Source organism: Pseudomonas sp. IT-P395 (assembly GCF_949767675.1).
GTDB lineage: Bacteria > Pseudomonadota > Gammaproteobacteria > Pseudomonadales > Pseudomonadaceae > Aquipseudomonas.
Map to the genome: position 1 here is coordinate 399,524 of NZ_CATKPW010000011.1, position 15,891 is coordinate 415,414.

2 protein-coding genes (1 of these 2 running past the window's edge) are annotated in these 15,891 nt (G+C 63.6%); both read left to right on the forward strand.

From position 1 onward, the window contains the following. Window positions 1-13,017 (forward strand): amino acid adenylation domain-containing protein, encoded by a 13,017-nt coding sequence (locus ACM6IN_RS10440; RefSeq protein WP_414915931.1) that lies wholly within the window; start codon window positions 1-3, stop codon window positions 13,015-13,017. Beyond that, on the forward strand, window positions 13,014-15,891 hold the 5' end (the start) of the coding sequence (locus ACM6IN_RS10445; RefSeq protein ID WP_414915932.1) for a non-ribosomal peptide synthase/polyketide synthase. 14,975 nt of this gene lie beyond the right edge of the window; 2,878 of the gene's 17,853 nt are visible here — the first part of the coding sequence; the start codon lies at window positions 13,014-13,016; the stop codon falls past the right edge of the window. Before ACM6IN_RS10440 ends, ACM6IN_RS10445 begins: the two co-directional genes overlap by 4 nt.

Below are 15,891 nucleotides of genomic sequence, written 5' to 3' on the forward strand. Positions count from 1 at the left end.
ATGCATTTCAGCGAACTGATGGCTGTTATTTCCACCCATGCGATCCGCCTTCAACAGGAAGATGAAGACCTGGTCATTCTGGGCAGCGACGACGCGCTGGATGACGCGTTGTGGGACAGCCTCGCGGCGCACAAGGCGCAATTGCTGGAATTGGTTGCCCAACACGGCGGCGACTGGCTGAGTCCTGCGTTTCGCATCACTCCGGACATGCTGCCGCTGGTGAATCTGCAGCAGGACACCCTTGACCGCATCGTCGCCACGGTGCCGGGTGGCGCCGCCAACGTACAGGACATTTATCCGCTGTCCGCGTTGCAGGAAGGCATGCTCTATCACCATCTCTCGGCTGCTGCCGGTGACCCTTACATCTCGCAAGCGCGCTTCGTGTTCGACAGCCAGCAACGGCTGGACGCTTTCGCCGACGCGCTGCGTTGGGTGGTCAAACGTCACGACATTCTGCGCACCTCGTTCGTTTGGGAATACCTCGACGAAGCGGTGCAAGTGGTCTGGCGCGAGGCGCCGCTGGTGTGTGAAGAAGTCAGTGTCGACAGCGGCGCCGATGTGCTGACGCAACTGCTCGAACGCCACGACCCGCAGCACTTCCGTCTCGACATGCAGCAAGCGCCGTTGCTGCGCATGGTCTATGCGCAGGATCCTGCTCAGGGTCGCGTCGTTGCGCTGTTGCTGTTTCATCACATGATCATGGATCACGTGGCGCTGGATGTACTGCGTCGGGAAATTCAGGCCTGCCTGCTCGGGCAGACCGCGCAAGTGGCCGCGCCGGTGCCGTATCGCGATCACTTGGCCAAGGCGCGCAGTGCCGGCAATGAACCGGCGCAGGAGGCGTTTTTCCGCGACATGCTCACCGACATCGACGAGCCGACGCTGCCCTGCGGTTTGCAGGATGTGCAGGGCGACGGCCACGCCATCGAGGAAGCCGCGTTGATGCTCGACAGCCGCTTGAGCCGGCAGTTGCGCGAGCAGGCGCGGCAGTTGGGCGTGAGTGTCGCGAGCCTGACGCACCTGGCGCTGGCGCGTGTACTGGGGCAATTGTCGGGGCGCACGGCGGTGGTGTTCGGCACCGTATTGCTCGGGCGGATGGACGCGGGCGAGGGCGGTGAGCAGGCGTTGGGGATGTTCATCAACACCTTGCCGCTGCGCGTTGATGTCGGTGCACAAAGCGTGCGTGCCGGCGTGCGGGCGACCCATCAGCGCCTGACGGCGTTGCTGGCGCACGAGCAAGCTTCGCTGGCCCTGGCCCAACGCTGCAGCGCCGTCGCGGTGCCGACGCCGCTGTTCAGCGCGATTCTCAACTACCGGCACAGCAGCGTCGAAGAAGTCGCTGACGTGGTCGACATTGCCCCCGGTGTGCAGGTGCTCGGTGCGCGCGAGCGGACCAACTATCCGCTGACGATCAACATTGATGACCTCGGTGTGGACTTGCGCATCACCGCGCTGGCGGATGCAGCACTGGGCGCCGAGCGCATGGCGGCTTATTTGAACACCGCGCTGGAGAGTCTGGCGGCGGCCCTGCAATCCAGTGCCGATGTGGCGCTGCAAGAGCTGAAAATCCTCCCCGCCAGCGAACGCGAACACCTGCTACACGACAGCAATTTGCCGCTGTCGCAGTTCCCCGACACCCCGCTGATCCACCAGCAATTCGAAGCCCGGGCACAGGCCCGCCCGGACGCTACGGCGCTGATCTTCGAAGGGCAAACGCTCAGTTACGGCGAACTCAATCATCGCGCCAATCAGGTCGCCCACCATTTGCTGGCGCTGAACATTCGCCCTGACGACCGTGTCGCCATCTGCGTCGAGCGCGGCCCACAAATGATCATCGGTCTGCTTGGCGTGCTCAAGGCGGGCGCCGGTTATGTGCCGATCGATCCGGCCTATCCGCTGGACCGAATCAGCTTCACCTTACAGGACAGCGCACCGGTGGCGGTGCTGATGCAGGCGGCGACCCGCGATCGCATGGCCGATCTCGAGGTGCCGCAGATCGACCTCGACAGCGCTCACCTCAAGGCCGAACTCGACAGCAATCCGCAGATCCCCGAACTGACCCCGGCGCATCTGGCGTACGTGATCTACACCTCCGGCTCCACCGGTCTGCCCAAAGGCGTGATGGTCGAGCACCGCAACGTGGCGCGGCTGTTTTCTGCCACCCACGACTGGTTCCAGTTCAACCAGCAAGACATCGGCGTGCTGTTCCATTCCTTCGCCTTCGACTTTTCGGTGTGGGAGATCTGGGGCGCGCTGGCGTTCGGCGGGCAATTGCTGTTGATCCCGCAAGCCGTCAGCCGCTCGCCGGACGACTGCTATGCATTGCTCTGCGAAACCGGCGTGACCGTGCTCAACCAGACGCCGAGCGCATTCCGCCAACTGATCGCCGCGCAGGGCCGCAGCCAGCTTCAACACTCGTTGCGGGAAGTGATTTTCGGCGGCGAAGCGCTGGAGCCGGGCTTGCTCAAGCCGTGGTATGCGCGGGTCGGCAATGCCGGCACGCGGCTGGTGAACATGTACGGCATCACCGAAACCACGGTGCACGTGACCTATCGGCCGTTGCAGGCTGCCGACGCGCAGTTGCTCGGCGTCAGCCCGATTGGCGTGCGCATTCCCGACCTGCAACTGTATGTTCTCGATGCGCAGCGCGAACCGGTTCCGGTCGGCGTGATTGGCGAGTTGTACGTCGGTGGCGCGGGTGTGGCGCGCGGTTATCTGAATCGCGAAGCACTGACCGCCGAGCGTTTTATCAATGATCCGTTCAGCGAAAACGCCCAGGCGCGGTTGTATAAAACCGGTGACCTCGCGCGCTGGGCCGCCGATGGCAGCCTCGAATACCTGGGGCGCAATGACGATCAGGTGAAGATTCGCGGTTTCCGCATCGAACTGGGCGAAATCGAAGCACGCCTGTGCGCTTGCGAAGGCGTGCGCGAAGCCGTGGTCATCGCCCGTGAGGACAGCCCCGGTGATCAGCGTCTGGTTGCCTACTGGCTGGCCGACGAAGGCGCCGCGCCGGATGTGGCGCAATTGCGCGATCAACTGCTGGTTTCGCTGGCTGAGTACATGGTGCCGAGCGCCTTCGTGCGTCTCGAGAATTTCCCGCTGACCGCCAATGGCAAGCTCGACCGCAAAGCCTTGCCGGCACCGGACAGCGAAGCGTTTGCCCGACGGGGTTTCCAAGCGCCGGTCGGTGCCGTGGAAAATCTGATTGCCGAACTCTGGCAGACGTTACTCGGTGTCGAGCAGGTCGGTCGCCACGACAATTTCTTCGAACTCGGCGGTCATTCGCTGCTGGCGGTGAAGCTGATCGAACGCATGCGCCAACAGGATCTGCACTGTGACGTGCGCGTGCTGTTCGGTCAGCCGAGCGTAGCAGCGCTGGCGGCGACCTTGAGCAGCGAACGCGGCATTGTCGTTCCAGACAACCTGATCGAGCCGGGGTGCACGCGCATTAACCCGGCGATGCTGCCGCTGTCCAATCTCGATCAGGCCGCGATCGATCGTGTCGTTGCAACTGTGCCGGGTGGCGTCGCCAATGTGCAGGACATCTATGCTCTGGCGCCGTTGCAGGCGGGGATTCTCTATCACCATCTGGCGACCAGCGCCGGTGATCCGTATGTGTTGCAGGCGCAATTTGCCTTCGACGGTCTGGCGCAGATCAAAACCTTCGTCCGCGCCTTGAACGGCGTGATCAAACGCCATGACATTCTGCGCACCGGCATTGTCTGGGAAGGGCTGGAAGAGGCGGTACAAGTGGTCTGGCGTGAGGCACCACTGGCGCTGGAACGCGTTGATGCCGATGAACTCGACGGCGACGTGCTGGAGCAGATGCAGGCGCGTTTCGATCCACGCCACTATCGTCTGGACCTCAATCGCGCGCCGCTGATGCGCTTTGTCTACACCGAAGATCAGCCGCACAACCGTTGGATCGGTATCCTCCTGATGCACCATATCGTCCTCGACCACACCGCACTGGAAGTGCTGGTCGCGGAAATGAGCGATGTGATGCTCGGCCATAGCGTCGATCTGCCGCTGCCGGTGCAGTACCGCCACTTTGTCGCGCAGGCGCGGCTCGGCGCCGATGATCGGGTCCACGAAGCTTTCTTCCGCGAGATGCTTGGCGATATCGACGAGCCGACCGTGGCCTTCGGTTTGCAGGACGTGCACGGCGACGGCAGCGACATCCTCGACAGCCATTCAGACCTCGATGCCGGCCTTGGCCAACGTCTGCGCGAGCAGGCACGGCGACTGGGTGTCAGCGTGGCCAGTCTGGTGCATCAGGCCTGGGCTCAGGTGCTGGCACAGGTTTCCGGCCAGCAAGACGTAGTGTTCGGCACTGTTTTGCTTGGGCGCATGCAAGGTGGAGAGGGCGCTGATCGGGCGCTGGGCATGTTCATCAACACCTTGCCGTTGCGCGTCAGTGTCGGGGCGGACTCGGTAGAAAGCGGCGTGCGGAGTACCCATGCACGTTTGGCGCAATTGCTCGGCCATGAGCAAGCCTCGCTGGCACTGGCTCAGCGTTGCAGTGGTGTCGCCGGGTCGCAGGCGCTGTTCAGCACCTTGCTCAACTACCGCCACAGTGCGGCGGATTCGGCCGCTGTAGCGTGGGATGGCGTGCAGATTCTCAGCTCCCGCGAGCGCAGTAACTATCCGTTGGTGGTCAGTGTCGACGATCTCGGCGAGGGGTTCCGCCTGAACGTGCAAGCCGTGCCGCAGGTGGACGGTGCGCGAGTCTGCGATTTCTTGCAAACCGCGTTGCACAGCCTGGTCACGGCGCTGGAGTACACACCGCAGGCGCCGTTGCAGCAGCTGTCGATCGTGTCGCCGGGCGAGCGGCAACGGGTGCTGGTCGGCTTCAACATCAGCGGTCGTGAATACCCGCCCGCGCAAACAGTGCCGCGTCTGTTCGAAGCACAAGTGGCGGCGCATCCCGAGGCGCTGGCGGTGGTGCAGGGCGAGCAACAGCTCAGCTACCGCGAACTGAATCAGCGCGCCAATCGCCTCGCCCATCACTTGATTGGCCTCGGCGTGCAAGTCGATGACCGTGTCGCGCTGTGCCTGCGTCGCGGCCCGGACATGCTCGTCGCACTGCTGGCGATTCTCAAGGCCGGCGCGGGTTACGTGCCGATTGATGCGGATTATCCCGCAGAACGAATTGCCTACCTGTTGCAGGACAGCGACCCGATCGCGGTGCTGGCGCAGGCGTCGACGCGCGACCTGCTCGGCGCTGTCCCGGTCATTGATCTGGACGCCAGCGACTGGCGGCACCTGCCTGACGACAATCCGCAACGGCCGGGACTGACCCCGGAAAATCTGGCCTACGTGATCTACACGTCGGGTTCTACCGGGCAGCCGAAAGGCGTGATGGTCGAGCACCGCACTCTGGAAAACCTCGTGCACTGGCACGCCGAAGCCTTCGATCTGCACGCCGGCAGCCACACCGCCAGCGTCGCCGGTTGCGGTTTCGATGCCATGGCCTGGGAAGTCTGGCCGGCGTTGTGCGTCGGCGCGACTTTGCACCTGCCACCGCCTTCAATCGGCAACGAACACCTCGATGAATTGCTCGAGTGGTGGCGTGCGCAGCCGTTGCAAGTGAGTTTCCTGCCGACCCCGGTGGCCGAATACGCATTCAGTCGCGAGCTGGGCCATCCGACCCTGCGCACGCTGCTGATTGGGGGCGACAAGTTGCGCCAGTTCCCATGTGAGCAGACGTTCGCTGTGATCAATAACTACGGCCCGACCGAAGCCACGGTGGTCGCGACTTCCGGGCGCATCGAACCCGGACGGGTTCTGCACATTGGCCGGCCGATTGCCAATGCCAAGATCTATCTGCTGGACCGTCAGCAACAGCCCGTGCCGACCGGTGTGCAGGGCGAGTTGTATGTCGGCGGCGCCGGGGTTGCACGCGGTTATCTGAATCGCCCGGAACTGACGGCTGCACAATTTCTCGACGACCCGTTCAGCGACGAGCCGCACGCGCGGATGTACCGCACCGGTGACCTTGCGCGCTGGCTGGACGACGGCAATATCGAATACCTGGGACGCAACGACGATCAGGTGAAACTGCGCGGCGTGCGTATAGAACTCGGGGAAATCGAAGCGGCGCTGAGTGCTCACGAGGCGGTTCGCGAATGCGTGGTGCTGGTGCGTGACGGGCGTCTGGTCGCCTGGTTCACCGAAATCAAATCGGTCGAAATCGGCGACTTGCACCAGCATCTGCAAGCCCGACTGCCGGACACGTTGGTGCCGGCTGCATACGTACGCCTGGCCAGCCTGCCGCTGACCGCCCACGGCAAACTCGACCGCAAGGCCTTGCCCGAGCCGGATCAGGATGCGTGGCTCAGCCGTGAATACGAAGCACCACAAGGCCCGGTCGAAACGGCGTTGGCGCAGATCTGGGCCGACGTTCTGAACATCGAACAGATCGGCCGTCACGACAACTTCTTCGAACTCGGCGGCCATTCGCTGTTGGCGGTGAGCCTGATCGAACGCATGCGTCAGGCCGGTCTGAGCGCCGATGTGCGCGTGCTGTTCAATCAACCGAGCCTGGCCGCGCTGGCGCGGGCCTTGGGCAGTGGCCGGGAAATCGCGGTGCCGGCCAATCTGATTGCGGCCGATTGCACGCACATCACTCCCGACATGCTGACCCTGACCACACTGGATCAGGCCAGCATCGAGCGCATCGTCGCCACGGTGCCGGGCGGCGCTGCAAACGTGCAGGATATCTATCCGCTGGCACCGTTGCAGGAAGGCATTCTTTATCACCATCTGAGCGCCGAACAGGGCGATCCGTACCTGCTGCAATCGCGTCTGGCTTTCGACAGTCTCGAACGTTTACAGACCTTCGCCGCACACTTGCAGCAGGTCATCGCGCGCCACGACATTCTGCGCACCAGCGTGATCTGGGAAGGCTTGCCGAGCCCGCAGCAAGTGGTCTGGCGCGAGGCGCAGATGGTTGTGCAGCAGGTGCCGCTGGATGCGCAGGACGGCGATATTCTCGAACAGTTGCACGCGCGCTTCGATGCGCGGCATTACCGCCTCGATCTGACCCTCGCGCCGTTGATCCGCATGGTCTACGCCGAGGATCCGGCGCAACAGCAAGTCGTCGCCATCGTGCTGTTCCATCACTCGATTCTCGACCACACCGCCATGGACGTGATCGGTCGGGAAATGCACGCGTTGATGTTCGATCAACTCGACACGCTGACGCCACCGATGCCTTACCGCAATTACGTGGCGCAGGCCCGCCTGGGCGCCGATGAGCAGGCGCACGAAGCGTTCTTCCGCGAGATGCTCGGCGATATCGACGAGCCAACCTTGCCGTTCGGGCTGCAGGATGTGCAGGGCGACGGGCGCGGCATCGAAGAAGCGCTGCACCCGGTGGATGCCGCGCTCAATCTGCGTTTGCGGGAACAGGCCCGGCAGTTGGGCGTCAGCCCGGCGAGCCTGATGCACATGGCCTGGGCGCAGGTGCTGGGCGTGGTCTCCGGGCGCCGTGACGTGGTGTTCGGCACGGTGTTGATGGGGCGCATGCAGGGTGGTGAGGGCGCCGACCGCACGCTGGGGGTGTTCATCAACACCTTGCCGCTGCGCGTCGATCTCGCTGAAGGCGTGCGCGCCGGGGTGAAAACCATCCATGCGCGGCTGACGGCGCTGCTCGGCCATGAACACGCGTCACTGGCGCTGGCCCAGCGTTGCACTGCAATGGGCGGTTCCGCACCGCTGTTCAGCGCCTTGCTCAACTATCGACACAGTGCCGCCGAGCAGCAGCCGCACGACGGCCAGGGCATCTGGCAGGGCGTGCGCATGCTTGGCGGTGAGGAGCGCAGCAATTATCCGTTGACCTTGTCGGTGGATGATCTGGGCGAAGGTTTTGCCTTGGATGTGCTGGCGGTTGCAGAGATCGGTGCGCAACGGATTTGCAGTTACATGCACACCGCACTGGAACATCTGGTGACGGCACTGGAAGAGACGCCGCAGCGTCCGCTCAACCGTTTGCCGGTGCTTTCGGTGGCGGAATACGAACACTTGCTGGTCGGCTTCAACCAACATTCAGCGGCCTATCCGCGTGGCGCGACGATTCAACGCTTGGTCGAGGTTCAGGCTGAGCAGCAGCCGAATGCACTGGCCGTGGTGCAGGGCGCGCAGCACCTGACCTACGCTGAGCTCAATCAGCGCGCCAATCGCCTGGCCCATCACTTGCTCGGGCTCGGCGTGCAGCCCGATGACCGCATTGCCGTGTGTCTGCGCCGTGGCCCGGACATGCTCGTCGCGTTGCTGGCGATCCTCAAGGCCGGCGCCGCTTATGTGCCGGTCGATCCAGCGTATCCGGCGGAACGCATCGCCTATCTGTTGCAGGACAGCGCGCCGATGGCGGTGCTGGCGCAGGCTGCGACGGTTGATTTGCTCGGCGCCGTGCCGCTGATTGATCTGGACAATCCCACCTGGCAACAGTTGTCCGAGAGCAATCCGCAACTGTCCGCGCTGACTCCGGCGCATCTTGCCTACGTGATCTACACCTCTGGCTCCACCGGCCAGCCGAAGGGCGTGATGGTCGAACACGCGACGCTGGAGAACCTGGTGCACTGGCACTGCGAGGCCTTTGACCTGCGCGCCGGCAGCCACACGTCGAGTGTCGCCGGTTTCGGCTTCGACGCCATGGCGTGGGAGGTCTGGCCGGCGCTTTGCGTGGGTGCGACCCTGCACCTGCCGCCGGAGTCGGTGAGCAACGAGCACCTCGATGAGTTGCTGGAATGGTGGCGCGCGCAACCGTTACAGGTGAGTTTCCTGCCGACGCCGGTTGCCGAATATGCGTTCAGTCGCGACCTCGGCCATCCGACTTTGCGCACGCTGTTGATCGGTGGTGACAAGCTGCGCCAGTTCCCCCGCGAGCAGACCTTCGCGGTGATCAATAACTACGGCCCGACTGAAGCCACGGTGGTTGCCACCTCCGGCGCGGTCGAGGCCGGGCAGATGCTGCACATCGGTCAGCCGATGGCCAACGCGAAGATTTATTTGCTCGACGACCAGCAGCGCCCCGTACCGGTCGGTGTTGCAGGCGAGTTGTATGTCGGCGGTGCCGGTGTGGCGCGTGGTTATCTGCATCGGCCCGAGCTGACTGCCGAACGCTTCCTCGACGACCCGTTCAGCGACGAACCGCAGGCGCGTATGTATCGCACCGGCGACCTCGCACGCTGGCTCGCCGACGGCAGCATCGAATACCTGGGGCGTAACGATGATCAGATCAAACTGCGCGGCGTGCGCATCGAGCTGGGCGAAATCGAAGCGGCGTTGAGCGCTCACGCGGCCGTGCAGGATTGCGTGGTGCTGGTGCGCGACGGCCAGTTGCTGGCCTGGTTTACCGAACGCCTGAGCGTCGACATCGAGGATTTGCGCAGTCATCTGCAAGCGCAGTTGCCGCAAGCTCTGGTGCCTGCCGCTTACGTGCGCCTGCAAGCACTGCCGCTGACCGCCAACGGCAAACTCGACCGCAAGGCGTTGCCGGCGCCGGATCAAACAGCGTGGCTGAGTCGCGAGTATGCCGCGCCACAAGGTTCGGTGGAAATCGTGCTGGCACAGATCTGGTCCGAAGTCCTCAATGTCGAGCAGGTCGGCCGTCACGACAACTTCTTCGAACTGGGCGGGCATTCCCTGCTGGCGGTGACGCTGATCGAACGCATGCGTCAGGTCGATCTGAGCACCGACGTGCGCGTGCTGTTCAGCCAACCGACTCTGGCCGCGCTGGCGGCGGCGGTGGGCAGCGGCCGCGAGGTTGCAGTGCCGGACAATCTGATTCCCGCCGATTGCACACAGATCACCCCTGACATGCTGCCGCTGGTGCAACTGGATCAGGCCAGTATCGAACGCATCGTCGCCACGGTGCCGGGTGGCGCTGCCAACGTGCAGGACATTTATCCGCTGGCGCCGTTGCAGGAAGGGATTCTTTATCACCACCTCAGCGCCGTGAAAGGCGATCCGTACCTGCTGCAATCGTGTCTGGCGTTCGACAGCGTCGAGCGTGTTCAAGCGTTCGCGGCGGCGCTGCGCCAGGTCATGACCCGCCACGACATCCTGCGCACTGCGATTGTCTGGCAAGGCCTGCCGGCGCCGGTGCAAGTGGTCTGGCGGCATGCGGAGCTACCGGTCCAAGCCGTGGCGCTGGAGCCTGCGCAGGGTGAAGCCATCGATCAACTACGGGCGCGCTTCGATGCGCGGCACTGGCGTCTGGACTTGGGTCAGGCACCGCTGTTGCGTCTGGTGTATGCCCTCGATCCGGAACATCAGCGCGTCGTCGCTATGCTGTTGTTCCACCACATCGCCATGGACCACACCGCGCTGGCGGTGGTCAGCGCGGAAATGCAGGCGATTTTGCAGGGCGATGAGCAACTGCCGGTGGCCGCTGTGCCGTACCGCAATTATGTTGCGCAGACTCGTCTTGGTGTCAGCGAACAAGAGCACGAAGTGTTTTTCCGCGAAATGCTCGGCGACATCGACGAACCGACTCTGCCGTTCGGCCTGCACGATGTGCATGGCGACGGTAATGACATCGAGGAGGTCTGCCAGCCGCTGCCCGCCGTGGTGGCGCAGCGACTGCGCAGTCAGGCGCGCTTGCTCGGTGTCAGTGTCGCCAGTCTTTTTCATCTCGCCTGGGCGCGGGTGCTGGCGGCAACGTCCGGTCAGGAACGCGTGGTCTTTGGCACCGTGCTGCTTGGCCGGATGCAGGGCGGGGCGGGCGCGGATCGCGGGTTGGGCATGTTCATCAACACCTTGCCATTGCGTGTGGATGTTGACGAAAGTAACGTGCGCGCCGGGGTCAAGGCCACGCATGCGCGGCTCAGTGCGCTGTTGGCGCACGAACATGCTTCGCTGGCGCTGGCCCAGCGTTGCAGCGGTGTCGCGGCGCCGTCGCCGCTGTTCAGTGCAATGCTCAACTACCGGCATAGCGACAGTGAGGCCCGTCAGAACGCCAAGCGTGAATCCTTGCAGGGCATCGAATCCCTGGCCGGCGAGGAGCGCACCAATTACCCGTTGACCCTCAACGTCGACGATCTCGGCAGTGGCTTCCAACTGACGGTGATGACCCCGTCGCGCATCGGCGCAGCACGCATCGGCCAGTTCATGCAGAACGCGCTGGTTGCGCTGGCCGAGGCGTTGGAGCAGACACCACAGCAACCGTTGAATCGTTTGACGGTGTTGCCGGACGAGGAGCGACAGGCGTTGTTGTTCGGCCTCAACGCCACCGACGTCGATTACGATTTGCAGCAGACGCTGCACGGCTCGTTCGAGGCGCAGGTGCGACGTACGCCAGAGGCTGTGGCCGTCGTCGCCGGCGATCAGGCATTGAGCTACACGCAGCTGAACGAGCGCGCCAACCGCCTGGCCCGGTACTTGATCAGCCTCGGCGTGCAAGTGGATTCACGGGTGGCGATCTGCGTCGAACGCAGCCTGGAAATGGTCATCGGTCTGCTGGCGATCAACAAGGCCGGTGCCGCGTATGTGCCGCTGGACCCGGCCTATCCGCCGGAGCGCCTGACCTACATGCTCGAGGACAGCGCGCCAGCCGTGGTGCTGGTGCACGGCGCGACCCGTGCGTTGCTGGGTGAGATCTCGGCAGCGATGGTCGATCTCGATCAGATCACTTGGCAATCGCTGTCTGCCGACAATCCGCAAATCCCGGCGCTGACACCTCAACACAGCGCGTACGTGATCTACACCTCCGGTTCGACCGGCCAACCGAAAGGCGTGGTCAACGAACACGCCGGTGTGGTCAACCGCTTGCTATGGATGCAGGACGCCTATCAGCTGACGGCGGCCGATTCGGTGCTGCAGAAAACCCCGTTCAGTTTCGATGTGTCGGTGTGGGAGTTCTTCTGGCCGCTGATGACCGGCGCGCGACTGGTCATGGCGCAGCCCGGCGGGCACAAGGATACGCAGTATCTGAGCGAAGTGATCGAGCGCGAGCACATCACTACGCTGCACTTTGTGCCATCGATGCTCGATGTGTTTCTCGCCAACAGCGATACCACACGCTGCGACAGCGTGCGCCAGGTGATGTGCAGCGGTGAGGCGTTGCCGGGCAGTCTGGTGCGGCGCTTCAAGCTGCAACTGCCGGGCAGCGGTTTGCACAACCTGTATGGCCCGACCGAAGCGGCCGTCGACGTCACCGCGTGGGATTGCACCGGTTCCATCGAGCAGACGCCGGACAACACGCCAATCGGCAAACCGATTGCCAACACCCGCATGTACATCCTCGATGCGCAACAACAGCCGGTGCCGCAAGGCGTAGTCGGCGAGCTGTACATCGCTGGTGTGCAGGTGGCGCGCGGGTATCTGAATCGGCCTGAGCTGAGTGCCGAGCGCTTCCTCGACGATCCGTTCCAGCCTGGTGGGCGCATGTACCGCACCGGCGACGTCGCGCGGTATCGGCCGGACGACAATATCGAGTACCTGGGGCGTAACGATGATCAGGTGAAGATCCGCGGTCTGCGTATTGAACTGGGCGAAATTCAGGCACGCCTGGCCCGGATCGAAGGTGTGCAGGAAGCCGTGGTGCTGGCCCGCGAAGACGTGCCGGGCGACAAGCGTCTGGTCGCGTATTACACCGGCGAGCGCTTGGACATCGACCTGCTGCGCAGTCATTTGCTCGAGCACTTGCCGGACTACATGGTGCCCGCCGTGTTCGTGCATCTCGCTGCTTTGCCGCTAAGTCCCAACGGCAAACTCGACCGCAAAGCACTGCCGGCGCCGGATCAGCAATCGCTGAAAACCCGCGAATACGAAGCCCCGGTCGGCGAAGTGGAAATCACCCTCGCACGGCTCTGGGCCGAGCTGCTCAACGTCGAACGGGTAGGGCGCCACGATCACTTCTTTGAATTGGGTGGTCACTCATTACTGGCGGTCAGTCTGATCGGCCGGTTACGTCAGGAAGGCATGGAAGCCGATGTCAGGGCGTTGTTCGAACAACCGACCCTGGCCGGCTACGCCGCAATTACGGAAAGAATGGAGATCGTCCTGTGAATGTGCTCGAACTGTTGGCAACCCTGAAGGCAAAAGACATTCAGTTGGCGGTGACCGATGAGCAATTGCGCGTCAATGGCAACAAGCAGGCGTTGAGCGATCCGGCGCTGCTGGCCGCGCTGCGCGAGCACAAACCGGCGCTGATTGAACTGATCAAGGCCGGCCAATACTCGGCCACCCGCGTCGGCCAGATCGATGTTCCGGCCAACGGCATTCTCCCCGGCAGCACCCACATCACGCCAGCGATGGTGACCCTCGCTGAAGTGGATCAGTCGACCCTCGACCGCTTGCTTACCGAGGTACCGGGCGGCGCCGCCAATGTGCAGGACATCTATCCACTGGCGCCGTTGCAGGAAGGCATTCTCTATCACCACGCGAGCAACGAGCAGGGCGATCCGTACGTCATGCAATCGTACTTTGCGTTCAGCAGCCGTGAGCGTTTGCAGGATTTCGCCCAGGCGTTGCAAAAGGTCATTGATCGCCACGACATCCTGCGCACTGCCGTGCATTGGGAGGGGCTCGACGTGCCACTGCAAGTGGTCTGGCGTCAGGCGCAGTTGCCGATGGAAGAAGTTGTGGTGCACGACGGCGAAAGCGCTGTGCTGCAGCAATTGCACGAGCGTTTCGATGCGCGGCATTTCCGTCTCGACGTCAAGCACGCACCGATGATGCGGCTGGCCTACGCGTGGGACGGGGCCGGTCAGCGCGTGGTCGCGACGTTGTTGTTCCATCACATGGCGCTGGATCACTCGGCGCTCGATGTGGTGCGTCACGAACTGCTCGCCTGCCTCACCGGCGAGGATCAATCGCTCGGCCGGCCGGTGCCGTTTCGCAATTACGTGGCGCAGGCGCGGCTGGGCATCAGCGAAGCCGAACACGAGACGTTTTTCCGCGACATGCTCGCCGACATCGCCGAGCCAACGCTGCCCTACGGTTTGCAGGACGTGCAGGGTGACGGCCTCGGCATCGCCGAGCTGAGCCTGCCGATCAATGCGCTGCTCGGTCAGCGTCTGCGGGCGCAGGCGCGGCAGCTCGGCGTGAGTGCCGCGAGCCTGTTTCATCTGGGCTGGGCGCAGGTACTGGCGGTGCTCACCAGCAAGCAGAATGTGGTCTTCGGTACGGTGCTGATGGGCCGTATGCAAGGCGCCGAAGCCACCGAACGGGCGCTGGGGATTTTCATCAACACCTTGCCGCTGCGGGTCGATGTCGATGCGCAGGGCGTGCGTGCGGCGGTGGAGGCGACGCACAAACGTCTGACCACATTGATGCGCCACGAACACGCGCCGCTGGCACTGGCCCAGCGTTGCAGCGGCGTGGTCGCGCCGACGCCGTTGTTCAGTGTCTTGCTCAATTACCGTCACAGCCACACGGCGGCGACGGCGAGTGCCGAGACCCTGGCCGCTTGGGAAGGCATCAGCACGATCAGCTCCGAAGAACGCACCAACTATCCGCTGACCCTGAGCGTCGATGATTTCGGCGATGCCTTCAGCCTGACGTTGCTGGCCACCACCGAGGTCGATCCACAGCGCATCTGCGATTACCTGCAGTGCGCCCTGGAAAGTCTGGTGCTGGCGCTGGAGCAGGCGCCGGACACCGCGCTCAACCAATTGCCCATTCTTCCGGCGGCGGAGCGCGAGCAGCTGTTGTTGGCGTTCAACGGCACTCACGCCGACTTCCCGGCGACGTTGACCATTGGCCAACGTTTCGAAGCGCAAGTGGTGCAGCGGCCCGAAGCCGTGGCCGCGCAATACCTCGGTGAGCAACTGAGTTATGCCGAGCTCAACCGGCATGCCAACGCGCTGGCCCATCATTTGATTGCGCTGGGAGTGAAGCCTGATGATCGCGTCGCCATCGTCGCCCGCCGTGGCCTCGATACGCTGGTCGGGCTGGTCGCCATTTTGAAGGCGGGCGCCGGTTATGTGCCGGTCGACCCGGCGCACCCGGCCGAGCGTCTGCACTACTTGCTCAGCGACAGCGCCCCCGTTGCCGTGCTGATCCAAAACACTCTGCGGGATCGCCTGCCGGCGCTGGCGGTGCCGGTGATCGATCTCGACCCGCGCACCTGGCCATTGAGCGAGACCTTTGATCCGCAGGTGCCGGGCCTGACCACCGCACATCTGGCCTACGTGATCTACACCTCCGGTTCCACCGGCCTGCCCAAAGGCGTGATGGTCGAACACCGCACCTTGTCGAATCTGGTCGACTGGCATTGCAGCGCGTTTGATCTGTGCGCCGGTCGCCATACGTCCAGTCTTGCCGGGTTCGGTTTTGACGCCATGGCCTGGGAAGTCTGGCCGGCGTTGTGTGCTGGCGCGACTTTGCATCTGGCACCGACGCACGAGGGAACCGAGGACATCGATGCGTTGCTCGAGTGGTGGCGCGCGCAGCCACTGGACGTGAGTTTCCTGCCGACACCGGTCGCCGAATACGCCTTCAGCCAGAACCTTGAACACCCGACGCTGCGCACGCTGCTGATCGGTGGCGACCGCTTGCGCCAGTTCAGCCGCAACCAGCAATTCGAGGTGATCAACAACTACGGCCCGACCGAAGCCACCGTGGTCGCCACCTCTGGCCGCATCGAGGCGGGCGACGCCTTGCACATCGGTAAACCGGTGGCCAACGCCACGGTGTACTTGCTCGATGAACAGCAGCGTCCGGTGCCGATTGGCGTCATGGGCGAATTGTATGTTGGCGGAGCCGGGGTCGCTCGCGGTTATTTGAACCGTGCCGATCTGAGCGCCGAGCGCTTCCTGCATGACCCGTTCAGTTCCGTGCCGAATGCGCGCATGTATCGCAGCGGCGACCTCGCGCGCTGGCGTGCCGACGGTACGATCGAGTACCTGGGGCGTAACGACGATCAGGTGAAAATCCGTG